General features: G+C 65.9%; 24 protein-coding genes and 1 pseudogene. 6 read left to right on the top strand and 19 right to left on the bottom strand.

Annotation, left to right across the window (positions count from 1 at the left end):
- Positions 1-18: 18 nt before the first annotated feature.
- Positions 19-1,671 (bottom strand): MFS transporter, encoded by a 1,653-nt coding sequence (locus JMV16_RS02320; protein ID WP_201492525.1) that lies wholly within the window; start codon positions 1,669-1,671, stop codon positions 19-21.
- 13 nt (positions 1,672-1,684) lie between these two features.
- On the bottom strand, positions 1,685-2,968 hold the full coding sequence (locus JMV16_RS24410; protein ID WP_201492524.1) for an MFS transporter: 1,284 nt from the start codon (positions 2,966-2,968) through the stop codon (positions 1,685-1,687).
- 384 nt (positions 2,969-3,352) lie between these two features.
- Between JMV16_RS24410 and JMV16_RS02310 the strand changes: the two genes are divergently transcribed.
- Positions 3,353-3,832 carry a hypothetical protein gene (locus JMV16_RS02310; RefSeq protein ID WP_201492523.1) on the top strand — a complete coding sequence of 160 codons (480 nt, stop codon included), beginning with the start codon at positions 3,353-3,355 and terminating at the stop codon, positions 3,830-3,832.
- Positions 3,833-3,920: 88 nt separating this feature from the next.
- Here JMV16_RS02310 and JMV16_RS02305 read toward each other — a convergent pair whose 3' ends face one another.
- The 9 genes from JMV16_RS02305 to JMV16_RS02265 form a co-directional block, all read right to left on the bottom strand.
- Complete coding sequence (locus JMV16_RS02305; RefSeq protein WP_201492819.1) at positions 3,921-4,292, bottom strand: hypothetical protein; 372 nt, start codon at positions 4,290-4,292, stop codon at positions 3,921-3,923.
- Between the two features lie 71 nt (positions 4,293-4,363).
- Positions 4,364-5,071 carry an ABC transporter ATP-binding protein gene (locus tag JMV16_RS02300; RefSeq protein WP_201492522.1) on the bottom strand — a complete coding sequence of 236 codons (708 nt, stop codon included), beginning with the start codon at positions 5,069-5,071 and terminating at the stop codon, positions 4,364-4,366.
- Positions 5,072-5,082: 11 nt separating this feature from the next.
- Positions 5,083-6,309 (bottom strand): ABC transporter permease, encoded by a 1,227-nt coding sequence (locus tag JMV16_RS02295; protein WP_201492521.1) that lies wholly within the window; start codon positions 6,307-6,309, stop codon positions 5,083-5,085.
- A complete protein-coding gene (locus tag JMV16_RS02290; RefSeq protein WP_201492520.1) occupies positions 6,306-7,496 on the bottom strand; it encodes an efflux RND transporter periplasmic adaptor subunit in 1,191 nt (396 codons plus the stop codon). The genes JMV16_RS02295 and JMV16_RS02290 overlap by 4 nt, the downstream gene beginning before the upstream one ends.
- A complete protein-coding gene (locus tag JMV16_RS02285; RefSeq protein ID WP_201492519.1) occupies positions 7,493-8,092 on the bottom strand; it encodes a TetR/AcrR family transcriptional regulator in 600 nt (199 codons plus the stop codon). Before JMV16_RS02285 ends, JMV16_RS02290 begins: the two co-directional genes overlap by 4 nt.
- 940 nt (positions 8,093-9,032) lie before the next feature.
- Positions 9,033-9,380, bottom strand: coding sequence for an AsnC family transcriptional regulator (locus JMV16_RS02280; RefSeq protein WP_201492518.1), 348 nt, complete (start codon positions 9,378-9,380; stop codon positions 9,033-9,035).
- On the bottom strand, positions 9,377-9,733 hold the full coding sequence (locus JMV16_RS02275) for a GIY-YIG nuclease family protein (RefSeq protein ID WP_201492517.1): 357 nt from the start codon (positions 9,731-9,733) through the stop codon (positions 9,377-9,379). The genes JMV16_RS02280 and JMV16_RS02275 overlap by 4 nt, the downstream gene beginning before the upstream one ends.
- Positions 9,669-11,072 (bottom strand): MATE family efflux transporter, encoded by a 1,404-nt coding sequence (locus JMV16_RS02270; protein ID WP_201492516.1) that lies wholly within the window; start codon positions 11,070-11,072, stop codon positions 9,669-9,671. Before JMV16_RS02270 ends, JMV16_RS02275 begins: the two co-directional genes overlap by 65 nt.
- 92 nt (positions 11,073-11,164) lie before the next feature.
- Positions 11,165-11,725 carry a DUF2239 family protein gene (locus tag JMV16_RS02265; RefSeq protein ID WP_236580314.1) on the bottom strand — a complete coding sequence of 187 codons (561 nt, stop codon included), beginning with the start codon at positions 11,723-11,725 and terminating at the stop codon, positions 11,165-11,167.
- Positions 11,726-12,008: 283 nt separating this feature from the next.
- On the opposite strand from JMV16_RS02265, the pseudogene JMV16_RS24580 reads away from it, so the two are divergent.
- Positions 12,009-12,068, top strand: a pseudogene (locus JMV16_RS24580) (DUF3703 domain-containing protein); the annotation flags it as partial.
- 38 nt (positions 12,069-12,106) lie between these two features.
- On the opposite strand, the gene JMV16_RS02255 reads toward JMV16_RS24580, so the two are convergent.
- The gene (locus JMV16_RS02255; protein ID WP_201492514.1) at positions 12,107-12,403 is read right to left on the bottom strand and encodes a DUF2917 domain-containing protein; all 297 of its coding nucleotides are present in this window, start codon (positions 12,401-12,403) and stop codon (positions 12,107-12,109) included.
- A gap of 126 nt (positions 12,404-12,529) precedes the next feature.
- On the opposite strand from JMV16_RS02255, the gene JMV16_RS02250 reads away from it, so the two are divergent.
- On the top strand, positions 12,530-13,492 hold the full coding sequence (locus tag JMV16_RS02250; protein ID WP_201492513.1) for a LysR substrate-binding domain-containing protein: 963 nt from the start codon (positions 12,530-12,532) through the stop codon (positions 13,490-13,492).
- Positions 13,493-13,777: 285 nt separating this feature from the next.
- On the opposite strand, the gene JMV16_RS02245 is transcribed toward JMV16_RS02250, so the two are convergent.
- The gene (locus tag JMV16_RS02245) at positions 13,778-14,791 is read right to left on the bottom strand and encodes an AraC family transcriptional regulator (RefSeq protein ID WP_201492512.1); all 1,014 of its coding nucleotides are present in this window, start codon (positions 14,789-14,791) and stop codon (positions 13,778-13,780) included.
- Positions 14,792-14,855: 64 nt separating this feature from the next.
- On the opposite strand from JMV16_RS02245, the gene JMV16_RS02240 reads away from it, so the two are divergent.
- The 3 genes from JMV16_RS02240 (at position 14,856) to JMV16_RS02230 (ending at position 18,687) form a co-directional block, all read left to right on the top strand.
- A complete protein-coding gene (locus JMV16_RS02240; RefSeq protein ID WP_201492511.1) occupies positions 14,856-15,671 on the top strand; it encodes a DUF4386 family protein in 816 nt (271 codons plus the stop codon).
- A gap of 61 nt (positions 15,672-15,732) precedes the next feature.
- Positions 15,733-17,205: an amidase gene (locus tag JMV16_RS02235; RefSeq protein WP_201492510.1), complete on the top strand. Its 1,473-nt coding sequence runs from the start codon at positions 15,733-15,735 to the stop codon at positions 17,203-17,205.
- 72 nt (positions 17,206-17,277) lie between these two features.
- Complete coding sequence (locus JMV16_RS02230; RefSeq protein ID WP_201492509.1) at positions 17,278-18,687, top strand: patatin-like phospholipase family protein; 1,410 nt, start codon at positions 17,278-17,280, stop codon at positions 18,685-18,687.
- A 125-nt stretch (positions 18,688-18,812) separates the two neighbouring features.
- Here the strand turns inward: JMV16_RS02230 and JMV16_RS02225 are convergent, their stop codons facing one another.
- The 6 genes from JMV16_RS02225 to JMV16_RS02200 form a co-directional block, all read right to left on the bottom strand.
- Positions 18,813-19,331: a hypothetical protein gene (locus tag JMV16_RS02225; protein WP_201492508.1), complete on the bottom strand. Its 519-nt coding sequence runs from the start codon at positions 19,329-19,331 to the stop codon at positions 18,813-18,815.
- A 26-nt stretch (positions 19,332-19,357) separates the two neighbouring features.
- Positions 19,358-20,392, bottom strand: coding sequence for an alpha/beta hydrolase family protein (locus JMV16_RS02220; RefSeq protein ID WP_201492507.1), 1,035 nt, complete (start codon positions 20,390-20,392; stop codon positions 19,358-19,360).
- Between the two features lie 140 nt (positions 20,393-20,532).
- Positions 20,533-21,207: a DUF3313 family protein gene (locus tag JMV16_RS02215; RefSeq protein WP_236580313.1), complete on the bottom strand. Its 675-nt coding sequence runs from the start codon at positions 21,205-21,207 to the stop codon at positions 20,533-20,535.
- A 138-nt stretch (positions 21,208-21,345) separates the two neighbouring features.
- Positions 21,346-21,783, bottom strand: coding sequence for a hypothetical protein (locus JMV16_RS02210; protein ID WP_201492506.1), 438 nt, complete (start codon positions 21,781-21,783; stop codon positions 21,346-21,348).
- A gap of 20 nt (positions 21,784-21,803) precedes the next feature.
- Positions 21,804-22,400: a DUF2306 domain-containing protein gene (locus JMV16_RS02205; protein WP_201492505.1), complete on the bottom strand. Its 597-nt coding sequence runs from the start codon at positions 22,398-22,400 to the stop codon at positions 21,804-21,806.
- 176 nt (positions 22,401-22,576) lie between these two features.
- Positions 22,577-25,207: a LuxR C-terminal-related transcriptional regulator gene (locus tag JMV16_RS02200; protein ID WP_201492504.1), complete on the bottom strand. Its 2,631-nt coding sequence runs from the start codon at positions 25,205-25,207 to the stop codon at positions 22,577-22,579.
- Positions 25,208-25,249: the final 42 nt, after the last annotated feature.

Raw genomic sequence — 25,249 nt, 5'->3', positions numbered from 1 at the left:
CGGGCTTGTCACCTAGCTTCAGGGGTTCTTCACGTAGGCATTGCCACGCAGATAGAACCACCAGTTCAGCACCAGACAGACGGCATAGAAGATCGCGAAGCCGTACATCGCGTACTGCGGTGTACCGGCCTTGATCTGGGCGCCGATGACCACCGGTGCGATGAAGGCACCGTAGGCGGCGATGGCCGACGTCCAGCCCAGCACCGGGCCGGCCTGGGTGCGGTCGAAGATGACGCCGATGGTTCTGAAGGTGCTGCCGTTGCCGATGCCGCTGGCCAGGAACAGCAGCATGAACAGGCCCAGGAACATGGGGAAGTACTGTTCGGGCGTGGCCGAGCCGTAGGCCTGCATCATCACGTAGCCCACCGCTACCGATGCGCCCGCCATCACCACCGAGATGATCTGGGTGACGATGGACCCGCCCACCTTGTCGGAGATCCAGCCGCCCACGGGACGGATGGCTGCGCCGATGAACGGGCCCATCCAGGCATAGGTCAGTGCCGAGGGCGCGTTCGGGTTCTTCAGCGTGTGCTGCAGCACGCCGTCAGCGCCCGGCACGTGCTGGAAGCCGAAGATCACCGTGATGGCCAGCGGCAGCGCCATCGAGAAGCCGATGAAGGAGCCGAAGGTGACGATGTACAGGGCCGTCATCGACCAGGTGTGCTTGTTGCTGAAGATCGCGAACTGCTTCTTCACGCCTTCCTTCATCTCGCCGAAGGCTGCGAGCTTCATCATGCCCAGGGCCAACAGCACGTCCAGCGGAATGGCCACCCACATGCTCAGCAGCCCCAGGCCGGTGGGCTTGGGCAGGTACAGGTAGAGCATGAAGATCGCGGGCACGAAGGCCAGCGTGTACAGGTAGGTGATCTTGGCAAAGGCAACCAGCGGCGAGCCCGTGCTGGGCGACACCGTCTTCAGGTTGTTCATGCCCCACCAGCACAGCAGCGACAACGGAACCAGCGACAGCACCCAGGCGAAGCCGGCGTTCTGCACCCAGGTGGGCGTGCCGGCCGCGATCTTCCCGAAGATCCAGCCGCTGTCCTTCACCAGCGTCATCGGCTCGCCACCGAAGGCACCGAAGAGACCCACCGTCATCACCAGCGGGATGACGATCTGCATGGTCGTGACACCGAAGTTGCCCAGGCCGGCGTTCAGGCCCAGCGCCGTGCCCTGCAGCCGCTTCGGGAAGAAGGTGCTGATGTTGGACATCGAGCTGGCGAAGTTGCCGCCGCCCACGCCCGACCACAGCGCCATCAGCTGGAAGGCCCACAGCGGCCAGTCCTTGTGCTGCAGCACGATGCCAGTGCCGATGGCGGGCGCCAGCAGCATGGCGGTGGTCAGGAAGATGGTGTTGCGCCCGCCGGCCAGGCGGATGAGGAAGGACGCCGGGATGCGCATCGTGGCGCCCGAGATGCCGGCAATGGCCGTCAGCGTGAACAACTCGGCCTGGGTGAACGGAAAGCCCAGGTTGAGCATCTGCACGGTGATGATTCCCCACATGCCCCAGACCGCGAAGCCGCATAGCAGCGCGGGCACCGAGATCCAAAGGTTGCGGTAGGCTGTTCTCTTGCCGGTGGATTCCCAGAACGCTTGGTCCTCGGGGCGCCAATCGGTGATGTCGGCACCGCTGGTTGCGCTTGCTGGCGCAACGGTGGTGGTTGTCGTGGCCATCTGCATTTCTCCTTCAGCGCGCGAAGCTGCGCGACAGCGGCGAGGCGGGGGCCTTGTCGCCCATCATTTCGGTCTTGCGCACCTCGGTCCAATACATCCAGATCAGCGAGACCCAGACCACGCCGTACATCAGCATGAAGGCGCTGGAGCGGATGCCGGTGAGATCCATCAATGCCCCGAACAAGATCGGCAGCACGAAACCGCCCAGCCCGCCGGCCAGGCCGACGATGCCGCTGACGGTGCCGATGTTGTGGGGGTAGTCGTCGCCGATGTACTTGAAGACGCTGGCCTTGCCGAAGGCCCAGGCGATGCCCAGCACGAACATCAGCGCGGTGAACAGGTAGACATTCAGGCCGACGTGGAAGGTCCTGGGGCCGTCCACCGTGGTGATGGTCAGGTCGGTCTGCGGATAGCTCAGCAGGAACAGGCAGACCCAGCTGACCCACAACACCCACCACGTGACCTGGTGCGCGCCGAAGCGGTCCGACAGCACCCCGCCCAGCGCGCGCAGCACGCCGCCGGGCAGCGAGAAGCAGGCGGCCAGCAACGCGGCGGTCTGGATCGACAGGCCGAACTCGCCCACGTAGTACTGCACCATCCACAGTGCCATGGCCACGTAGCCACCGAAGACGATGCTGTAGTACTGGCAGTACTTCAGCACCTTGGGGTCCTTGAGCATGTGCAACTGGTCGCTGAACTTCACGTGCGAGGGCACCAGGTGCTTGGGGTCGCTGCTGCTGCCCAGCCAGAACAGGATCACCGTGCCCAGCATCACCGCGGCGTACACCTGCGGCACCAACGTCCAGCCGCCCACGGCCAGCAGCGCCGGGGCCACGAACTTGTTGACCGCCGAGCCCGAGTTGCCGGCGCCGTACACGCCCATGGCCATGCCCTGGCGGCTGCGCGGGAACCAGCGCGCCACGTAAGGCGTGCCTACCGAGAAAGAGCCGCCCGCCAGGCCGACGAACAAGCCGATGACCAGGAAGTGCCAGTAGGCCGTGGCGTAGCTCATCAGCCAGATGGCCGGCACCGTGGCCGCCATCAGCAAGGTCATGACGATGCGGCCACCGTACTTGTCGGTCCAGATGCCCAGCGGTACACGGATCAGCGACCCGGTGAGCACCGGCGTGGCCGTGAGCAGGCCGAACTCCGTCGCGTTGAGCCCCAGGGTCTTCTTCAGCGGGATGCCGATGACGCCGAACATCATCCACACCATGAAGCAGACGGTGAAGGCCAGGGTGCTGACGATGAGCACGGACCACGCCTGGCGTGGAATGGGGGTGGGGGGGATGGCCATGGGCATGCTCGTCGGAGGGTTGACGAGACTGTCCGCCTGCGGAGCCCCCGTGAACATCAGCACGGTGGCTATGCTGCGCGCGGCAGAAGAACGATGGTCCGCGGCACGCACATAGTTCTGAAGAACTACGCCGGGGTCCACTCATTCAGAACTTGACCCAGGTCAACGCGACTCATTCGCGCGCTCGCGCAGACTGGGCCCGAATTGCAGGCCAACACCCACCATGCCGCCCGAAACTTCCCGGCGGGTCAGCACGCTGATCGATCACCTGCAGACGCTGCTTCACGATGGCTCCCGCCCCGTCTTCCCCACCAGATCCTGGATGCGCTTCAGCCGCAATCCCGCCACTCCAAGGAGAAGGTATTGGTACCGTTGATTCGAAACTTGTCCATCGCGGCCGCTGCTGCAGCAGTGCTGGTGACTTCGTCAATCGGCCCGGCACTGGCGCAGGCCGGCGAGCACAGCCACGGCGCCGAAGCACACCACAAGCTCACCCTGAACCAAGGCAAGAAGTGGGGTACGGACGAGCCGCTGCGCGCCGGCATGGGGCGCATCCGGGGCCTGGTCGAACCGCAGTTGGGTGCGGCGCACAACGGCAAGCTCACGCCGGCACAGTACGGCGAGCTGGCCACACGGATCCAGACCGAAGTGGGCGGGATCATCGCCCACTGCAAGCTCGAACCGAAGGCCGACGCCGTGTTGCATCTGCTGATCGCCGATCTCGGTGACGGCACCAGCACCATGAACGGCAAGAACCCCAAGCAGCGCCCCGCGCTTGGTCTGGTGAAGGTGGCCAAGACCCTCGACCAGTACGGCAAGCACTTCGAGCACCCCGGCTTCAAGCCGGTGGGCACCGGTCATTGACAGGCGCGGGAGATTTTCGAGAAGTTCACCATAGAGGAGCTCGCGCTACCGCCGCCGAGCATCGCCATGCGCTGGCGGGCTGGCCAGATCAGATGCGATGCCGGAGCACCCGGTAGGCTGTTCCCGCGAACCCGGTCCAAAGCAGCGTGCGCAGCGCCATCGCACCGACGGTGCGCGCCTCGTACGCTCCACCGCTCCAGGCATGCACGCCGAAGGCGGCGAATACCAGGCCTGTGGCGACGGCGATGAAGACGGCCAGCGGCACCGACCAGCGCCGCCGCCCCCACAGCCCCAGACCGCAGGCCACGTAGGCGAACCCGGCGACGAAGTTGAACCAGAGCACGAAAGGCACGATGGCCCCGGCGGCAAGGCGTGCCGCTTCGCCACCGAACAGTGTGCGACCGCCGGACAAGACCGTCAGCAAACCGAAGAGCACAGCCACCACGGCCAGGGACTTCATCAGCAGGTCCGATCTGGACGTGTTCACGATGTTGGTCCTGGTTGACCGGGGCTGAAAGCGGCTGGACCGGATCAAAGGCTCAACCCCTGCCCCGCCTCTTCTTCGGTCCGGCCGTCGCGGATGTGATAGATCCGCTTGAAGGTCGGGATGATCTTCTCGTCGTGGGTCACCACGATGATGGCCGTGTGGTACTGCGTGGCCATCTGGTTGAGGATGCGCATCACGGCCAGCGCCCGTTCGCTGTCCAGCGGGGCCGTGGGCTCATCGGCCAGGATCACCGGCGGCCGGTTGGCCAGGGCACGCGCGATCGACACACGCTGCTGTTCACCGCCCGAAAGTTCAGACGGCTCCGCCTTCGCGCGATGCCCCACGTCCAGTGCCGCCAGCAGCTCGAGCGCCCGCGCGCGCGCCTCGCCATTGGGTCGCCCGGCCAGCATCGGCAACAAGGCGACGTTGTCGGTGACGTCCAGGAACGGGATCAGGTAGGGCGCCTGGAACACGAAGCCGATGCTGTCGCGGCGCAGCGCGCGCAGGTCGGGGATCTTCCAGCCGTTGTCGTAGATGGCATGCCCGCCGAGGATCATGCGGCCGCCGGTCGGTTCGATGACGGCGCCCAGGCACTTCAGCAAGGTGCTCTTGCCCGAGCCCGAGGGGCCGATCAGGCCCACCACCTCGCCGGGTGCGACGACCATGTTGACGTCCTTCAACGCGTCGACCGCGGTGTCGCCTTCGCCGTAACGCTTGCGCAGGCCTTCGATGCGGATGCCGGCTTCGCTCATGGGGTGTGCCTTCAGCCGCCGATGGCCGCGGCCGGGTCGACCGCCAACGCCGCGCGGATCGCCAGCGTGCTGGCCAGCGCGCAGATCACCATCACCGCGACCAGCCCGAGCAACGCATCGTTCACTTCCAGCAGCACGTACTTCGGGAAGATCGGCGCCCAGAAGGTGGCCGCCACCTTGCCGACGATGAAGCCGATCAGGCCCAGCCCGAGCGCCTGCTGCAGGATCATCCCGGCGATGGTGCGGTTGTGCGTGCCGATGAGCTTGAGCACCGCGATCTCGCGGATCTTGCCCAGCGTCATCGTGTAGATGATGAAGGCGACGATGGCCGCGCTGACGATGGCCAGGATCACCAGGAACATGCCTATCTGCTTGGCTGACGTGGCAATCAGCTTGGCCACCAGGATCTCTTCCATCTGCGCGCGGGTGTAGGCCTCCAGGTGCTTCCAGCGCCGTATCGGCTCGGCCACGCTCTCGGCCATGGCTTTGGCATCCGTGCCGGGCTGCACCTGCACCAGCACCGTGTTGACGTTGTGGTTGGCGGCTTGCGAGGCCTGGATCGCCTCCAGCAAGCCAGGCACCCCCGGCCGGTTCAGCGCCGGGTTGGCGGCCGTGCGGGCGCGGTCGTTCAGGATGGCGTCGTTGTCCTTCAGGAACTGCGCTTCCTGCGCGTCCTTGAGCGGAATGAAGACCATCGGGTCGCCGCCGGACGACACCATGCGCTGGGTCAGGCCCACGACCGTGTAGTCGTGGCGTCGGATGCGGATGCGCTGGCCGAGCGTGAAGCCGGTGCGCACGTCCACCACGGCCTCGTAGTGGCTGCGCGTGATGTGGCGGCCCGCCACCAGATAGCCGGGCTCACCGGGCTGGCCTGGCTCGAAGCCGACGATCATCGCGCGCACTTCGCGGCCGGCTTGCTGGCCCGGCCCTTCGCCGGCGCGAACCTGCATCGTCAGGTAGGTGACGTTGGCCGCGCGCGCCACACCCGGCAGGCCCTGCACGCTGCGCACCACGTCGTCGCGCAGGCTGGATGACTCGGCATACGGCCCTTGCGTGTCCTGCTGCACCACCCACAGGTCGGCGCCGCTGTTGTCCAGCAAGGCGCGCGCGTCGTCCACCATGCCGCGGTAGACGCCGGCCATCGTCAAGGTCACGCCGATCAGCAGGCCCAGGCCGATGCCGGTGAGCACGAACTTCCCCCAGGAATGCAGGATGTCGCGGCCGGCCAGGCTGATCATGGCTTGCTGCCGGCGAGTTGGTCCACGATCTTGATGCGGGTGCCGGCCGTGATCGCCTTTTCGCTGTAGACCACCACCTCGTCGCCGGCTTTCAGACCTTCGAGCACCTGCACCTGGCCGTCCAGGCTGGTCTGCCCGATGCGCACCGGCGTGAACGTCGGCTGGCCGCCGTCGAGGCGCCACACGCCGACCTGATCAGCCTGACGTTGAAGCGCGGGGTTGGGCAGCAGCAGTGCCGGTACCGTGGCAGGCAGCGTCAACGTGACCTCGGCCAGTTCACCGGTGGACAAGCCCTGGGGCAGGGTGTCCAGGGAAACCAGCGCCACGCGTTCCTCGGTGATGCTGTCGCTGGTGGCTTCGACCCGGGCCACCTTGCCGGACAGGCGCGCCGATGGATTGGAGCGCAGGACGATCGAGGCTGGCAGCCCGGCGACCAGACCGCTTGAGCGACCCTGGTCCAGCCGCACCCGGATCCACAAGGACGAGGGCTCGATCAGCCGCAGCACGGCTTGCCCCGCCACCACGGTGGACCCGGCTTCGGCGTCGCGGCTGATGACCACGCCCGCGGCCGGCGCCAGCAAGCGCACGTTGTCGCGCTGCTGCCGCAGGCCCGCACGTTCGGCTGCCAGGCGTTGGGTGTCCTGGCGCGCGGCCGCCAGGTTGGCATCAGCGGCAGCCACGGCGGCATCGGCTGAAGCCTGCTCCTGCTGCTTGGCCTCGACGGCGCCGGCGCTCATGAAGTTCTGCGCGCCCAGTTCGACATAGCGACGCGCCGTGATGGCCGCCAACTCGCCGCGCGCCTGGGCATCCCGCCGCTGCGCCTGCGCCGCGGCGATGACGCTGCCGGCGCGGGCGATGGATGCGTCCAGGGCTGCGGCGCGCTGGTCCAGGTCCACCGGGTCCATCTCGGCCAGCAGCTGACCGGCCACGACCGTGTCGCCCACATCGACCAGCACCTTGCTGACACGGCCGGCAGCGGTGGGCCCGATCAGGTAGGCGCGGCGTGCCTCGACCGTGCCGATGCCGAACAGCGACGGCGACAGGCTGCCGACCGTGGCCCGTGTCACCGTCACGCGCGTGGGCGCCAGGGGCCCGGAGCGCACGACCACGTAGCCCAGTGCAGCGATCAGCAGCACCCCCAGCAAGCCCAGACCGAGCCGGCGCGACCAGTTCGAGGGGATCTTCATGCTGCCGCCTGGATGCCGCGAAGGTAGATGCGGAACACGCCGTCTCCCTGCGCCTTCATTGCCCCTGGCTTACCCGTCAGCATCGACTGCATGACCAGGCCCTGGACGATGCCCACAAAGAGCGTGGCGGCGGCTTCGGGGTCGAGCCCGGTCGGCAGTTCGCCCGACTGCATGCCGCCCTTGAGTCGATCCAGCAGGAGTTGCCGGTAGGCCTGCAGCAACGCCCGGACTTCCTGCTTCACCGGGGAGTCGGCGGGCTGCTGCAACTCGTGGAAGATGATCCTCGGGGCGCCGGGATGTGCAATCACGAACGCCACATGGGCACGGAACACCGCTTCCAGAGCAGGCACTGTCGAGGTCTGCGCCCGCGCCACTTCATCCAGTTTCTCCAGCAGTCGCTCGCGCACCCACTTCATTGCCGCCACCCAGATGGCTTCCTTGGTGGCAAAGTGCTTGAACACAGCGCCCTGGGTGATGCCGATGGCAGCGGCAATGTCGCCAGTCGTGATGGACACTGGACTGATGTCCCGCGCCAGGTTCAACGCGGCCGCGACGATCTCCGCTTGGCGCTCCTCGGTGGGTAGTCTGGTCCGCATGCTGAGGTGTCCTCGTGACTCACTGGTAAGTAATGGAATACTTGCCATGATACGCGCCCGCAGCGCGATCTGTCAGCTCTGGACCGAAAGAAGCAGACCTCGGAGTTCGACGTGCTTCCTGAGTGCGCTCCCGCACAGATTTCCAGGTCTGACTGAGCGCACGCTCGGCATAGACGCACCTGTGCCCGTTCACGATGACGACCCGTCCAGTGACCCCGATTTTCAACATCGAACCTGAGGGGAGCGTCGCGCCAGCGTCATGGCGCGACTGGCCGCCAACCGATGACACGCCTCTGACTGACGCGGAACTGGTACAGATCCGAATCCGGCTGATAGCGTAGGTAAGTCTGGTCATCGCGCTGCGGGTCGCGGCCCCAGATCGACAACTGACCCTCGCGCGTGGCATGGCGGCCTACATCTCACCGCGAGCCGGCTATACCCTCCATCCGGTCATGCTGCGAGCGACCGATGAGATGCCGAGCCTGATCGACCGGGCAGACCGCTACATCCGCCAGTCGATACTTTGATCGCCACCCTGCGCAATCCCCATGACAAGGCTACTGCGACCGGGGATCGCTCTGGGTGCGCTTGGAGCGCTGGACGTCATGGCCCCGGGTATGCGCACGGAAGTGCAACGATGTGGTTGGCCTGCCGGTAAGCGGCCGGCCGTGGACGACGGCAGATGGCCGACCTGAGACGGCCTGTTCTTTGAACTGCTTGCCCCGAAGCGGCCTGTCAGGACGTGGTCGTGAACGTCAGCAAAGTGGCGATGAACTCGTCTGCTGGAGCACCCGGCATCGGCCACTTCCGGTCATCCGATCGGTCAGGAAATCGACGTGCAAATGACCGGTCTCAAAGTACAGCGGCCATAGGATGGCGGCCTCTCAAACGCGACCACTCTCCTAAGCAGTCGACCGCAGTCTTGCGGCGCCGGGCGAAATCAGGGCGCGCAGGCGTGCGCGGCCGTGTCCCGCGCCTCGTGCAGCAGTCGCCGGCCTTGCGGGCGCAGCGTGACGCGGCGCTTGCCGTCGCCATCTGCAGCGCGCTCCACCAGCCCAGTCTTCTCCAGCGGCAGCAGCCGCAGCAGCAGGTGCGAGGCCGGCATGCGCAAGGTACGCGCGAGCGCCGTCGCGGGCGCAGCGCCGCCGGCGGCATCCAGCACCGTCAGCAGCACGAAGTCGGCCCAAGACAGGCCGTGATGCGTGCCGAGTTCGTCGTCGAGCATGAACACCATCGCCGCGTGCTCCAGGTGCCGGTCCACGCAGGCTTGCAAGGCTTCGTCACTCATGGCGCCAGCCCTTGCAGTTCGCGGTGGATCTGCTCCAGCGCTTTCAGTTCGCCCGCGTAGTCGAAACCCGCATCCTCGCGTTCCTTCACGAGTTCCAGCACTTCGAAGGCGAGCCCCTCAACACCGCTGCGATGCCACTCGGCCTGCAGCACGCGGTCCGCGTGCTTGCCCATGCCCAGTTCGAAGCGAGCTCGGTTCAGCGCCGCGCGCACGTTGCGGCTCGCGCCAAGCAGCAGGTGACCGCTCGCGCGGTCGCGGATGGCGTAGATGCCCATCGGTGGGAAGGCGTCACGCGCCTGGCGCGCGGCCACCCGCCGCGCCGAGCGCGACGCCTGGTTGGCGGAAGAATCCATCTTCTTTCTCCTTGTGAAGGTAGTAGAGGCCGTGCAGCACCAGCATGGCCAGGAACGCGACAGGGCAGGCCCAGAACACCCCTGCCAGGCCGAAACGCGCGTCCAGTGCCACGGCAACCGGCCATTCGACGGCCACGATCGCAGCCATGCTGAGGAGCGCCGGCACCAGCGCCGCGCCGCTCGCGCGCATCGCGCCCACCAGCACGTTGCTCCATCCGAGCAGCACTACGCTCCAGGCGACGGTTCGCACGATGGTGACCGCCTGCTCCAGCACGGGTCCGGGTTCCAGGAACAGTTGCAACGCGAACGGAGCGAGCAGGTGCGCAGCGACGACGAACAGCGCGGTGACCACAGCGTTCAGGCGCAACCCCGTACCCACTATCGCGGGTAGCCGTTCGCGCCGTCCTGCACCGACTGCGTGCGCGCTGAAGATCGTCGCGGCAATGCCCAGGCTCATCGCCGGGAACTGCACCCAGCTCAGGACCTGCGTCGCCGCGCCATAGGCTGCGGTAGCGGTCGACCCGTGACGGTTCACCAAGCCCAGCAGCACCATCTCCGCAAGCGCCATCGCCAGCATCTGCAATGCGGCCGGCAAGCCGATGCGCAGCATGCGTTTGGTTATTGCCCCACTCGGCTTGCAGTCCTGCCACCCGGCGCCGGGGGCGAGCGGATGGCCGTCCCGACGCCAGCGCCCGATCAACACGATCAGCGCAGCCAGCTGCGCGACGAGCGCCGAGACTGCCACGCCAGCCGCACCCAAAGGCGTGCCCGCCACGAGCAGCGGCGTGCACACCGCGCCGACCAGCGTCGCGGCCAGCAAGGACCACATCGGCGAGAGCGCGTCGCCGGTGCCGCGGCTCAGGGACAGGCCAGTCCAGGTGACGAACACGAAGGGCATCAACAGCAACATGGCGCGCGCATAGCGGATCGCGGCCGGCAAGATGTCCGGCGGCGTGCCGAGCGCTTGCATCAACCACGGCGCAGACCACGCACCGGCCACAGCGACCGCAAGCCCGACGCCCAGCGCAGCCACGAAGGCCGTCGCACCCACGCGCCGCACCTGCGCCGCGTCACGCGCGCCCCAGGCTTGTCCCGCAAGGATGGTCGCGCCGGCGCCCAGCCCGATGATCAGCGACAGGAGCAAGAAGAACACGGGAAAGAACGACGCGGCCGTCGCGATGCCGCGCACGCCCAGCAGGTGCCCGAGCCAGAAGCCATCGAGCAGGCCGCCAGCGCTTTGCAGCGCGTGCGTCAGGACAAGGGGTGTCAGCAGCGCAAGGTAGTGCGTGCGCAGCGTCGGCGCCGGTCCGGCGGGGGGTGTCGTTTCTGGCTCGTTCATGAGTGCTCCTGTGAATCGCGGACGTGCGTGTACTCGCAGCGCTGCGGCCCGGAGCCGCGCGCTGGTTGCAAAAAGGGAGAAAGAGGTCCGGCTTAGCCGGATGCAGGTTCGGCGAGCTGCAGCACGTACGCCCGCACGTCTTCCGGCCATGCGGCCATCTGCGCCACCAGCCGTTCGTGGTCGCCGGCGAACAGCGCCCGCGATGCTTCCTCGAAGCCGGCAAGATCGCCGGCCAGCGTGGACATGGCGTGATACGCGCGGTCGCGCGCCTCACGCGTCCGGCCCCGCTCGCCGCCCTTGTGCCGCGCTTCATGCACGAGCTTGCGCAAGGCCACGGAGGCGCCGCCTGGTTGCGCGGCGAGCCAGTCCCAGTGTTCCGGCAGCAACGTCACTTCTCGCGCGACCACGCCGAGCTTGGGGCGACCGCGACCCTTGGGCGCTTGGGTCGGCGCAACCACGCTGTAGCGGGCCGCAACGGCCTCCTCGCCGCCACGCAGGTCCAGGTCGGCAGACTTGCCGCTGGCATCACTGAAGACCAGCGGATTCCCGTCGGGTTGCGCCTGCTGTGCCCGCAACACGGCCACGGCGACCTCGTGCAAGGGACCCGTGGCGAGGCGGCGCCCCTCCAGGAAGGCGGTGTAGGTGAGTGGCATGGCTTGGTCCATGCCGCGAATTCTATCCGGGTTAAATTAGTGAGTCAATAACACCCGGATAAAACTTTATCTTGCCGGGGCGGACTTTCCACCAGCGCCTGCACAGCCTGCGCCGGCTTGCGCGCGCCACCGCGGGTTCCACCGCAAAACGCTCGGAGGACGCAATGGCTTCTGCCCACGCGCGCGGGTCACGCCCAAGCGCCACCGTTTCGTACCATGAGGTCTCAGTCTGTCGCGGATACTTTCGGCGGCTCGGGAACAAACCCCCTTCTTGCACCTCTTGGTGCCACGCGGCAACAGCGGGCACTCGCGAGTCAGCGCCTTCAAGCCGATGCCGGTACCTGCGGACCTGCGGCACCGCCCAGCACACCGAGACGCTGTTCAGGCCGCCACCGCCTCCGCGCTCGTCTGGGCGCCGTGTTGCCACACCAGCGCCGCGTCCGCTCCGCGTGACCAAGGCTCCACCACGACCTGCTCACCTCGGTCCAGCCACAGCCGATCACCGCGCGCCAGCACGATGTCGTCCAGCGCACCATCGCGCGTCAGCCACACCTGCCCGGTGCCCACTTGCAGCCAGCCAGCTTGCGCGACGCTGATTCGCTGCACACCGGCCAGGCGCAAGCTGCGCGGCCGGCCGTCCCACCGCAGCGGGGTTGAGGATTGATTCTCAAGGATCATGGCAATGCTCCTGCTTGAAGTTGCCCAGTGACTCTGAATTCGACTCTCGAATCCATGTCAGGATCATCGGCCTCGGGGTCGCCATGGTCCAATGTCGTCTGCGCCCTGCACTGATGAATGCCAAGCATGAATACGCCCGCCAACCGTCGGCCCCTGGCCCTAGACAGCCTGCGCACTTTTGAGGCCGTCGCGCGGCGCTTGTCGTTCAGCGCGGCGGCTCAGGAGTTGTTCATCACGCAATCGGCAATCAGCCGGCAGATCAAGGCTTTGGAAGACACGCTGGGCGCGAGCCTGTTTCATCGCGGCACGCGGCGTGTGGAGCTCAGCGCGGCCGGTGAAGTGCTGCGCCAGGCGGTGCTACCGGCGCTGGACCGCATCGACCGCGCAGTGCGCCAAATCCGTGTTTCGCAAGGGCGGCGGCAAGTCAATGTCAGCACCTTTGCGTCGTTCGCCACGCTGTGGTTGATGCCACGCCTGGCTGCGTTTGCACAAGCGCATGCGGACATCGACATCCGCATTTCTGCCGGTGATGCGCTGGCCGATCTGGACGACCCCGAACTGGATCTGGTGCTGCGCTATGGTTTCGAGGACGTGATTCCCGCTGGCACAGCAGCCGAGCGCATGTTTGGCGAGCGACTGACTCCCGTGGTGAGCCCTTGGCTGCTGGCTCGCGCCCGCGCTGGTGAAGTGCCCCCGCTGGCACAGCCGGCCGACCTGGCGGGCCACGCACTGATGGAGGAAGACGACCACCGCCCCAGCGCCCAGTTCCTCACCTGGCGCCGCTGGTTGCAGTTGAATGGCCAGCCCGCGCTGGAGCCGCGCAGTTGGATCTACTTGAACTACACCCACCAGCAAGTGCAAGGGGCGCTGGCCGGGCAGGGCGTGGCCTTGGCACGCATGGCGATGGTGCATGAACAACTGGCGCGGGGCGAGTTGGTGGAGCCCTTCGGCGCCGAGGGTCGCATCGACAGCCCCGCCGCTTATTGGCTGATGCCCTTGCCGGGCGCCCGCCTCACGCCTGAACTGCAAGCGTTTTTGGCCTGGGTGCGCACCGAGGCGCAGCTCACGGCCAAGGCGCTGGCAGCGTGAAGGCACTCATGCGCCCGCCGCATCGCCGCAATGCCGACTTGGCAAGCCATCACCCGACTGGCCGCCCCTACCGTCGGCGACCGTGGCCGTTATGCAAGTCTTGCCATAACGGCCAGGAGTACAAAGCCACGGCGATCAGGTTCAGGGCAAGCCGAAGCGGGCGCGGGCCGCTTGAGCTCGGCAGCTGAGAAAGCCTGTTCTGCGTCACAACGTGCCGCGCAACCGGCACCGCCATCACCTGCGTCCGCTGGGTGTCAAAGCAGATCTTCGTACTGAATCGTGGCCTCAGGCGCACCTGAACTGGGAGGGCGATGACCCGGTCCAACGGCGGAACGCGCGGGTGAATGCGCTGGGTTCAGAGAACCCGAGCAGGAACGCCACGTCGGCGGCTGTGGCGCCAGGCCGCGACAGGTGAGACAGCGCCAGGTCCTTGCGGACATCGTCGACGATTTCCCGGTAGGAGGTGGACTCCTCGGTGAGGCTGCGCTGAACCGATCGTTCACTCATCGCCAGTTCCGAGGCAATGACGGCCAGGCTGGGCACTTCGCCCTTCAGGCGCGCACCGACGATGCTTTGCACCCGGCCACTCACTGCACCATGTGACTTGAGTTGTTCGAGGCGCCGCCGGGCGTCGCCCTCAAACACCTCCAGCAGCGCCGGATCGGCTGACAGCATGCCTGCTGCCAACGCCGAAGTGGCATACACGACGGCGTTGTCGGGCTGATCGAAACGGACCACGGGGCCAAACAGCCGCGCATGTTCGACGATGGACGCAGGCGCGGCATGCTGGAAGCTCACGGCGATCGGCACCGGAGGCCGCGTCGCCAGCCGCCCGAGCGTGAGCACGATGCCGGCAGCCAAGGTCTCGATGGCCTGACGCGGCGAGCGGCGCAGATAGCTGTCGAGGTCGTCCGCCGCGCCGAACCGGCAGATCGTCGTGTCCTGCTTGTGTTCGACCCTGACCTGCAGACCCTCGTTCAGCAGCGGCGCATAACGTGCAAGGCGCTCCAGCGCCTCACCAGCCGTTCGACAGCTGAGGATCACGTAGCCGACGATGCTCAACGCACCGGGGTTGTAGGACTCCGCACTGTGCAGGCCCAGGTCGGCGTCGCCGGTGAGTCGCTCCGCCGCGGCCCACAGCCGTTCCATCGCCGCGGCGGGGACACGTGAATTGGGCTCGTCGACCCAAGCGGGGTCGATCTGCGCCGCTCGACAGACCGTTTCGGCAGCCAGGCCGCGACGGCCGAGGAAACCGAGAAAGTCAATCAACAGCGACGTCGCAATCGTGGCCTCGCGCATCGGGGCTCCATTCAGGCAAGGAATCTGGCGCGCCGGGTCAAGCGGGTGGCGCGTCCCGTCATTCTTGATCGGACCGGCCAACTCCACACTTCTGCCACGCCGCTCAGGGTGTCCGAAGGAGTTTAGGGTGAGTCGTGAGTCAACCAAGTTTTCGCGTGCAGCGACGGTGATGGGCGGTGGTTCGCTGATCGCCGCGACGCTGCTGTTCTCCGCCGTCTTCGTGGAGCTGGCGCGCACCTTCGGCTACCCCGATGTGCTGGACCTGCCAGCTGCGCAGGTCTTGCCGCGGCTGCTGACGCTGGGGCCAGGGGGCCGCGCGGTCTGGGTGCTGTACGGGTTGATCCCGTTGCTGCTCTTGCCCACGGCCATCGGCATCTACGCCGCCGGGCGCCATGCCACGCCGCTGGCGGCCAGGGCGACCTTGATCCTGGCTTTGCTGAGTGCCGCCGCCATGATGGCGGGCCTGCTGCGCTGGCCCAGCCTGCACTGGCAACTTGCACTCGCCTACGCTGATGCATCGCCCGCCGCGCGCGAGGCCATCACCGCGGTCTTCGACGCGTCCAACAGCTACCTGGGCAACTTCATCGGCGAGCTTCTGGGCGAGCTGTTCCTGAACTCGTTTTTCCTGTGCGCTGCCATCGTGCTCACCCGCGCGGCGGCACCTGCACGGCGCTGGCTGCTGGTGGCCGGCGCGTCGGCCAGCCTGCTGGGCTGGTTGGCCATGCTGCGCAACGTGACCGGCTGGGTCGAGCCGATCGCAGCGCTCAACAACGTCGTGCTGCCGATCTGGATGCTGGTGCTCGGGGTGGCTCTGGTGCGACACCGGACGAGCCCGCCCGAGCTGGGGTTGCCGACCCCAGCATGGACGAATCGATCATGAACGACTCCCATCGATCCGTGCCGCCGGCAGTAACGCTACTTTCAGCTCAAACGGAGCATTCATGAAACCATCTCTCAACTTTCTTTCAGCCAGCCAACTGGCCGCCATGCTTCGCACTGGAGAAGTGACCTCTCGTCAAACTGCCGAGGCCTATTTCTCGCAAATCAAGAAACACAACTCCGCTTACAACGCCATCGTGACGCTCAACGAGGCAGAAGCACTTGCTCAAGCAGACCAGGCAGATCGTTCCAGGGCCGAAGGCAAACCATGCGGCCCCCTGCATGGGGTTCCGATCACGATCAAGGACACCTATCGCGTCAAGGGCTCGCGCACGACGGCGGGTTACCTGCCGCTCAAGGACCACATCCCCGATACCGATGCGGTGGCGGTCGCGCTCTTGAAAGAGGCTGGCGCCATCGTCATTGGCAGGACCAATACACCCACCCTGGCGATGGACATGCAAACGGACAATCCCATCTTCGGCAGGACCAACAATCCGTGGGACGTCACTCGCACGCCGGGTGGCTCCAGCGGTGGATGCGCGACTGCACTGGCAACGGGCATGACCTCGTTGTCACTGGGCAGTGATCTGGCGGGCTCGATTCGTCTTCCTGCCGGCTTTTGCGGCGTCTATGGATTGAAGCCGACGCATGGCGTGGTGTCGTTTGAAGGACACGTCGTCCCGCTCCCCGGCGAGATCAATGGCTACCGCACGCTGGCCGTTGCCGGGCCGCTGGCGCGTTCGATCGATGATCTGGCGCTGGCGTTGGACGTGTTCACACAACCGACATCCCATGACAGAAATGTCGCGCCGCTGCTGGCTGACATGGGCGGAAACGTCGACATCTCCAAACTCAAGATTGCATGGGCCGATGACTTTGGTGGGGTTCCAGTGAGTGCCGAGATCAAGGACAAGCTGCATGCCTTTGTGAAGAAACTGGCTCAAGCGGGTGCCACCGTCCACAAGGTTGAACCGCAAGGAATGGACTACAACGAAATCTGGGAAACCTGGGGTAGTTTCGTGGGGGCACAAGGCAATTACGACATGTCGAATTTGATGCGCGCCATCGGTCATCTGTTCTCGAAAGGCACGCTGAAGAACCTTCCGATGCAGCGAAAGATTGTGGGCCCGACTTCGGTGAAGAAGCTGATGCAGGCCTTTGAGCTGCAAAGCCAGTACATCACCAAGATGGACAACTTTCTCTCGGATTACGACGCGTGGCTGTGCCCTGTCAGCGCGACCACCGCGTTCAAGCACCATGCGCACAGCAAGAAGCTTGGCGATTTCAAGATCTACAGCAAGCCGTTGCAAGTGGATGGTGCGGACATCCACTACTACCTCGCCACCCAGGCGTACACGACCGTCTTCTCAACCACCAACAGCCCGGTGGTTTCCATGCCCATCGGCTTGGGCCCATCCGGTCTTCCCGTAAACCTCCAGGTGGCCGGCAAGCGCTACAGTGACCGGCGCTTGCTCCAGGTTGCCAAGGTACTGGACGACTACACGGACAAGTTCCAGTACCCGCTGCAATGAGCGTCAGGCAATCCTGTGCCAACAAGACCTTGGTACCCGCACACCTCACCACTGCCCAAGGAACGCTCTGCCATGAACGACAGGATGCTGTTGCGGCGCTGCGCCTTGTTTGTCGCCACCCTGTGCATCGCGCTCGGCACGGCAGGCTGCGCCAGCACCCGACCTTGGTCCAATGCGGCCTTGGCGGTGCAGGAGACGGTGCAGTACGACGGACTGGCGCAGCTGTTCGACAGCAGCCGCCTGCCGGATGTGCTGGTGGTGGCCAACTTCTCCGGTGGCGGCTCCAGAGCGGCCTCCTTCGCACACGCGGTACTGAGCGAACTCGACGCCGCACCTTTCGTATGGCGAGGACAGGAGACAACGCTGACGCGCGAGATCGACATGGTGACCGGTGTCTCCGGCGGCAGCGTGACGGCGGCACATCTGGCGCTGCACGGCGCACGCGAGCACCTGAGACGATTTCCGGCCGACTTTCTGGACGTCGACTTCCAGGGTCGTCTGGTCAGTGCCGCGCTGTCGCCACGCAACCTGTACCGCTTGAGCTCGCCCTGGTACGGGCGGGGGCACGTGCTGGCCGACGAACTGGACGACACGTTGTTCAAGGCCACCACGTTCGGGCAGCTGTCGCAACTCAAGGGCCGGCCTTACCTGATTATCGGCGCCACCGACTTGTCCACCGGCGCCGAGTTCAACTTCACGTCCGATCGTTTGGCGCTGCTGTGTTCATCGATTGACCACGTGCCGCTGGCAATCGCAGTCGCCTCCTCGAGCGCCGTGCCGGTGCTCTTCAGTCCGCTCACCTTGCAGAACCACAGCGAGGGCTGCGCCCAGCGGCCGCGAACAGGGCCCGGCGGCAGCGCGGCGGAGGCTGACTCGGCGCGGGTGAGACTTGTCAAAGGCGAGTTCGAATCGATGGCCGGCGGTCGGCGCCCCTTCATCCATCTTGTCGACGGCGGTCTGTCGGACAACTTGGGAACGCGCCGGCTCACCGACTATGTGGCCAAGGCCGGGGGCGTCGGCGCCGTGATGTCCATGCTCGGACTTGGACAGTCGCCATCGACCCCGGTACCCAGGCGCATTGTCTTGATCTCGGTGAACTCGGAGAGCAATGATGGTTTGCCCATCGACCGCAGCGGCGCGGTGCCGGGTATGGCGGACGCGCTGGGCGCGATGATCTTTGGTGGCCTCGGGCGCTTTTCCAAGGAGACATCGCTCGTGTTGAGCGACGCGGTCGAGCAGTGGCGCAAGGAACTGCGGTCGGATCCCCGATGGGCCGCGGAATCGCAGGCCGACATCTTTTCGATCGAGATCAAGCTGACTGATCTGGATGACTCGACACTGCGTACGCAGGTGCTCGAGATCCCGACCGCATTTCGAATCTCCGAAGAAGCCCGCAGCTTGCTGCGCCTGGCAGCCCGACGCGGCCTGGACCAATCGGCGGAATTCAGGCGCTTCCTGAATTCAGTGCAGGCGACTCCCTGAGTTGAGTACCCGTTGGCGCTGTTCCACATGATGAGGGAGGCTTGCCAGGTCATGACGTCCAAGCCATCGACGTCCCAGTGCGCGGGCATCCACTTCGACACCTTTTGCCACCATGCGACGTTTTGCTATGCCGAGGCAACTCTCCGGCTTGCCGCTGAAAGAAGCAGCCGTGAATAGAGGCGATGGAAGCCGGACAGGGCGTGGAATGGCCAACCCATGCTTGGGTTCATGGCGCCGTGGCTCGTGCGCGGCACTACCGCGGAGCCGAAGTAGAGAAACGTACTGGGCGCAGTCGCTGATCCTGTGCCTGGTGTTGCCATGAGCCATGACCTTGTGCGACCAGTGAAGTCTGCAAGAAGCAGCTCTGAGGGCGACTGCTGCTCGATGCGCCACGCTGAGAACTTGGTAGCCTTGCCTGCCGCAAGCTGCTTTGCCTCAGCATCGGTTGCGGGTCTTGAGGCAAGGTATTTGAGAATTGTTCTCTCCACTTTGAACAAAGGCGACGTGTAAAGCGCCTCGATGAAGAATTCCTGCGTGATCGCGCCCTGAACTTCGGTGACGTAGCAGTCGGCGTAGCCCGGCCCGTCTTTGTAGCTTCGGAGCATTGTGTTCAACGGGACTTCACACGGGTGGATGGCTGACATGGTGCTTGCGACGTCCAACGATCGGGCTAAAGAAGGGTCTTGCCGAAGAAGGCCGTGATTTCGACGGCGAGCTGATTCAGGAACGCAGTGCGATCGAAACCCGGCGGGTTCGCGGCGACGTCGCCGTCGTGGCTGGGGATGGGCATGCTGGGCGCATTCATGAAGGCGAAGTGCCAGGCGTTGGGCACCCGATGCAGGTTCGCTGCGGGCAGATTGCTCGCTACCCACTCAGCATGAAATCGCGGCACCAGGAATCGATCGAGTTCGGCCTCGTAGATCATGGTCGCCGAGCGAACCGCAGCGAGCGATTCGGCGGTGAGCAGCACACCTGTCGGGGCCATCGCAACGATCGCGCGAACGCGCTCGTCCTTCAGCGAAGGCAGGAGAGAGGGAGAGGTCGTGGCCACGGGCGGCGGCGGCGTCGCTTCACCCGGGCGAGCCAGACTGCAGAAGATCGGGTCTTCGGATGCTTCGGCCTGGCAGTGCTTCTTCATCCGGGACAAGTCAGGCTTGGCTCCTGCCAGCGCCAGCACCGTGTAGCCGCCGGCCGAATGTCCAAGCGCACCCACGAGAGGCCCCTGGCTGTCGGCCGCAATGCGGGCCTTCCAAGTCGGGTCGGCCAGGATCGCGTCGATGACGCGGGAGGCTTGGCGCGGCCGCTCGTCGAAGTAGCGCTCGGGGCCCTTCTCCAGCAGTGACCGATCCTGGTAGTTGTCGCCGGGATGACGGAGCGCGGCGACCAGATAGCCGTTGCGGGCAAGTGCTTGCGCCAGCGTGCTGTGCCCGAGCTCTGTGCCGCTGATTCCATGACTGAGCAGGATCAGTGCCTTGACCTTGTCGACGGGTTTGCCGCCGATGGCAGCGTCAACCGAGAACGGCCCCATGGCGACGACTCGCGGCGCGGCCAGCGTCGGGTAGTACAGAGCGACCGTCGTCTTGGGGGCGTCTGGTGTCGCACCAGCGGTCTGGATCTGCATCCAGCCGGCCTCGAAGGCGTCCGCGTGTGCTGCGATGAGCAGCGTGGCCAGCGAGGCCAGGATGCGCTGAAAAAGGCGAGGCATGGGGTGCTCCAATTCGTTGGGTTGTGTTCGAGTGTCAGACCAGACTGCGGAATGGCAATAGCGCCACGCGACGAAGGCAGAGCAGCGAAGCGCGAGACGACCGCCAGCGGTCGCCGGCTGCAGGGCTACCTGAGCAGGCCTCAGCGCAGTGCGGTCTGCTTCCCGGCATCGGGCGCGACTTGCAGCAGCAGCACAAAGTCGGCGGCAGCCTTGCGAATGGCAACTTCGGCCGCTGCCAGCTTGCTGAAACGAACCATCAGTTCCGTCACTGGTGCGCGCCAGCCCGGCGTCAAGGCCGCAAGCTGTCGCCCGGTCTGCGGGTCGACGGCTTCGATCTCCATCGCCGCGCCCCCACGCTCCAGCGGGATGGTCAGCACCAGCGAACTCAGGGTGTTGAGCAGCGGGGAGACGGTCTCAACGCGGGTGATCGCGGCGCGCAGTACGGCCGGGCGGCCCTGCGGCTGGGCGGGCAGCGCCTGCACGCGTTGCTGGAGTTCACTGCGCAGCAGGGCCAGCAAGGCCTCGCGCTCTTCAGTGCTGATGTCGGCGCTGCCCGTCACGCGCCAGGCCACGGCATCCACCGTCACGTGGGCGGGGTCGATGCGGTCTGCCGAAGCCCGGCTTGCGGCGCCTGCATCCGGCCCCCCGGCCAGCGCTGTGTAGTCGCTGAGGAAGCCGCTGTGGGCGGTGGGCAAGACCGTGCTGCATGCGGCGAGCGAGGCGACGGCCGTGGCCGCAATGAGGTAGCGAAATCTGTTCATGGAGAACTCCTTTGAGGTGATGTGGAATGAGGGCGAGTTCTTGGGGCCGGGCACCGCGGAGAGCCCACGCCAGGGGGCTGGCCACCGTTGGGGGCCATGGAAGAAACAGGTGGGATCGATGCGCGGCGGCCCGCCCGACAGGCACCCCGATCAGTGAATGACGGGGGTCAGAAACGACCGCAAAGTCGAGGGTTAAAGCATCCGCGTTTCCTGGCTGACGAAGACGGCGGCGTTGCCCCCTGTAGCGTCACACTTCACCGTGTAGGCGTAGCCCGCCTTCACAGAGATCTCCAGCGTGGGCCGAAAGGTGGGCTTGGTCAGCGACTTGAAGCAGTACAGCTCGAGGGCATAGAGCCCCGGGTTCAGCTGAATCTCACGCGGATAGTCGGTGAAGCCCGGAAGACCGAAGCGCTTGACCACGGACGGGCCCGTTTCGGGCTTGGAGGAGTAGCCCGAAATCGTGGCGTGGTACTCGTCCCCCATTGGGCTGCCGTGGTAGCTCTGAATCACTGCAATCTCCGACATCACCTTTCGCTCTCCTGCGTACTGTTGAGCGGGAGTCATGAACCCACAGGAACAGAGCAACACACTCAGCGGGACGGCAGCAAGGGGAAGAAGCAAATTGCGCATGGGAATCTCTCTTGGTGAAATCAGGTGGAGGGCAGCCGGCGTCGAATGACCCATTCGGCGAAGACCACGTTCAGTCCCCAGGCCGAAGCCATGAGGACATCACGGAAGATGAAAGTCGGCGCGCCGGCCATCAAGGTCACCGGCAACAAGATCAGCACCTGCGTACCGGCGCCTTGCCCCAGCGCATAGGCGCGGACCATCCAGGCCTTGTGCTGGTCGATACGGCGTTGAAGCACGGCATGGACCGACAGTGTGACGGCCAGCGCCATGGCCAGCCCGACTGCCATGCGGACGCTGTACAGCAGCGGGCCTTGCAGCTCAGCAGGAATGGCGTACGCGGCCGTCATCCACAAACCCGCCAACGCCGCCACGATGCCGCAGGGCGCGGCCACCCTGCAGTTGATGCGATGCAGGCGCGGGAAGCGTTGCCGAAGCGCTGCATCGAACTGAAGCGCGCCCAGCACGCAGAACAAGCTGGCGCACAGGACGTGCAAGACCACCGGCGCCGGGTTCGCCATGAAGCGCGCGTTCTCGGGTGTGACGCCGCCGCCATTCGCGCCCCCCGCCAGCCCCGACAGACGCACCGCGCCGGCGATCACGGGCACGAGGCTCAGCATCCAGAGCGAGCTCAGCAGCTTCCAGCTAGGACGGGGCAAAGGCGACATGACGAAGGGGCAAGAGCGGAGGTGGACCGTGGCGCCAACCCGATGTCGACCGCCTGGCAGGCAGTGTCGGCCGCCGTACCTCGCCCTGTCGCCGCACTAAAGTGCGGTTCTGCGGAACCCCCGCAGGTTCACAACAGATTCAGCTCCCGTGCCCGTGCCACGGCTTCGGTACGCCTTTGCACATCCAGCTTGTCGAAGATGTTCTGGTTGTGCCACTTCACGGTGCTCAAGGACAGAAAGATCTGCTGGCCAATTTCCTGGTTGGACAGGCCCTTGCAGATCAGCGTCAGGATCTGCAGTTCGCGCTGACTCAGCGGGTCTGCCATGGCTCGCACCGTGCCGGCTGGCTGCTCCGCAGCTTCTTTGGGCGGCGGCGCAATTGGCGTCAAGGCCACCAACTGGATCTCCATCGCCTCCAGCAGCATGGCCGTGTACCGGGGCCGTGCATCCTGGGTGGCTTTGGTCAAGAGACGTTGCATGGGTCTGCCCAGGTCGACAAAGGCGCGCACGCAGCCCTGCGGCTCGGCCAACGCCATGGCCTCTTCCAGCACGGCCAGCGCCGCTTCCGATGGATCGAAGGCGTCCAGAGCGAGCGCGTCGAGCAACAGCGCACGCAGTACATCGGAGGCCGGCGCACTGGCCCGTGAGGCGTCCAGGAACGCGGTCAGACACTCATGTGCCTGCAGGGCCTGCCCCCGGGCGAGCAAGACCCAGGCATGTGCCAAAGGCAGCGCTGGGTCCTGCGCCAGTTGCGCGGCGGCGATGAGCTCACCGGTCTGCAACAAGGCCTGCACCTGGGCGTGTGCAATGGCGAGCCTGCCGCCGTGCTGGTTCCTGGTCTGTGCCGCGGTGCTGGCCTTCGTCAACAGGCCCAAGGCCGCATCGGTCTCGGCGCGGGACAACAGGATCTGCGCCAGCAACACGTCCGCGCCCAGTCCGGCGTCACATTCCAACAGGGCGGCCAGTCGGCTGCTCTTCTCCGCATGGACTGTCGCTGCGGGAAGGTCGTCCCATTCGTAGTGAATGCGCGCCAGGCCCAGGTGAACCTCGCAGGCCACGCCGTGGGGCTGATCGCCCAGCGTCTGCAGCGCCCGCCCGTAGGTGCGCGCTGCCAGGTGCAACTGGTTGTCGTTCTCCTGCAGATGCCCCAGTGCGATGGAAGCGACGACCGAAATCATGCGATTGCCGCAGGCGTCCGCCATCGTCACCACGTCACCATAGACCTGCTGGGCGGCCAGTCGGTCGCCGCTGAACTGGTGCGCCACACCCAGGGCACAGTGGGCTGCCGTGCGCACGGCCAGGTTGTCCTGGGGCAGCCACTCCAGCGCCAGGGCAGCCTCGCGCGAAATCGTCAGGGCATCGCCTCGGGCCACCGCCTCCCAGGCGCGAACAGCGTTCAATTCACCGCGCCAGCTTCGGTAGGCCGGATGCGCCGCTGCCGATTCGATCGCTGCCTCGGCGCCGAGCATGGGGGCCCGCATCTCGCTGTGCAGACTGGTCGCCAGGTACGACCACGCTAGCATCAGCCAGAGTGGCGGATGCGCGTCGAGCAACTCCGGTGGCTGGCCCTGCAACCACTGCAGCACGGGCTCGGCGTCTTCCAGAAAGTACAGCGGCATGCCTTTGCCCTGCACCATCTGGATGGCGCGCGCGGTGTCGCCGGCAGCCACCGCGTGGCGCAAGGCCTGGCTGACCATGCCGTTGGCTTCGTACCAGGCACAGGCTCGCAAATGCAACGCTGGCAAGGGCGCCAGCGCTTGCGTTTCGCGCAGACGCTGCTGCAGCGCGGCGCCGAAGAGATGGTGGTACCGGACCCAGCGGCGCTCGTCGTCCAGCGGCACGACAAACAGCTTGGACTGCTCCAGGTGGCGCAGGCAGGCGTGGCCAACTTCCGCCTGCATGACGGCGTCACACAGCTCTGGACACAGGCGGTCCAGGATCGACGTGCTGAGCAAGAACGCCTGGATGTCCGCAGGCTGGCGCTGCAGCACTTCTTCGAGCAGGTAGTCCAGCACCACCCGGTGGCTGCCGGTGAAGGACCGGATGAACCGGTCCGCGTCGCTTTGCCCCGCCAAAGACACGGCCGCCATCTGCAAGCCTGCTGGCCAGCCTTCAGTGCGCGCGTCCAAAGCCTGAACCTGGGGCTCGGTCAATCCGAGCGACATCGATTGGTTCAGAAAGAGACGGGTCTCCTCTGCCTGAAAGCGCAGGTCGTCCTGACCGATCTCCAGCAATTGGCCCTGGGCACGCAAGCGCGCCAACGCGATGGCCGGCACTTCGCGCGAAGCAAGCACCAGATGCAAGGGCGCGGGCATGTTGTCGATCAGAAATGCCAGCACCGCGTCGACTTCGGGGCTGCTGGCCAGCTGGTAATCGTCGAGTACCAGCACCAGCCTGCCGCGCCGCTTGGCCAGGCGGTTGATCAGATGGACCAGCACCGCTTCTGGAGAGGGCCTGGGGCGGGCCTGGGCCAGCGCCAAGGCACCTTCACCCAGATCGGCAGAGATGGACCGGAGGCTGGCCGTCAGGTAGGCCACAAACCGGTTCGGATCGCGCTCTTCCACATCGAGTGACAGCCAGGCGCTGGGGTGCTCACAGGCCTGGACCAAGGCGCCCAGAAGGGTCGACTTGCCGAATCCTGCTGGTGCACAGACCAGCGTCAGCTTGCCCCGCAACCCCGCATCCAGGCGCTGCGTCAAGCGCAGACGCTCCACGCTGCGCGGCGACGGTGGGGGCGCGAAGAGCTTGGTGGCGAGCAAGGGGGTGGTCATGGGCGACTATAGGAGTCGCCAGGGTCTGCT

It is taken from the genome of Rubrivivax sp. A210 (assembly GCF_904426505.1).
Taxonomy (GTDB): Bacteria; Pseudomonadota; Gammaproteobacteria; order Burkholderiales; family Burkholderiaceae_C; genus Rubrivivax.
This window is presented reverse-complemented; position numbering and strand designations above follow the sequence as displayed.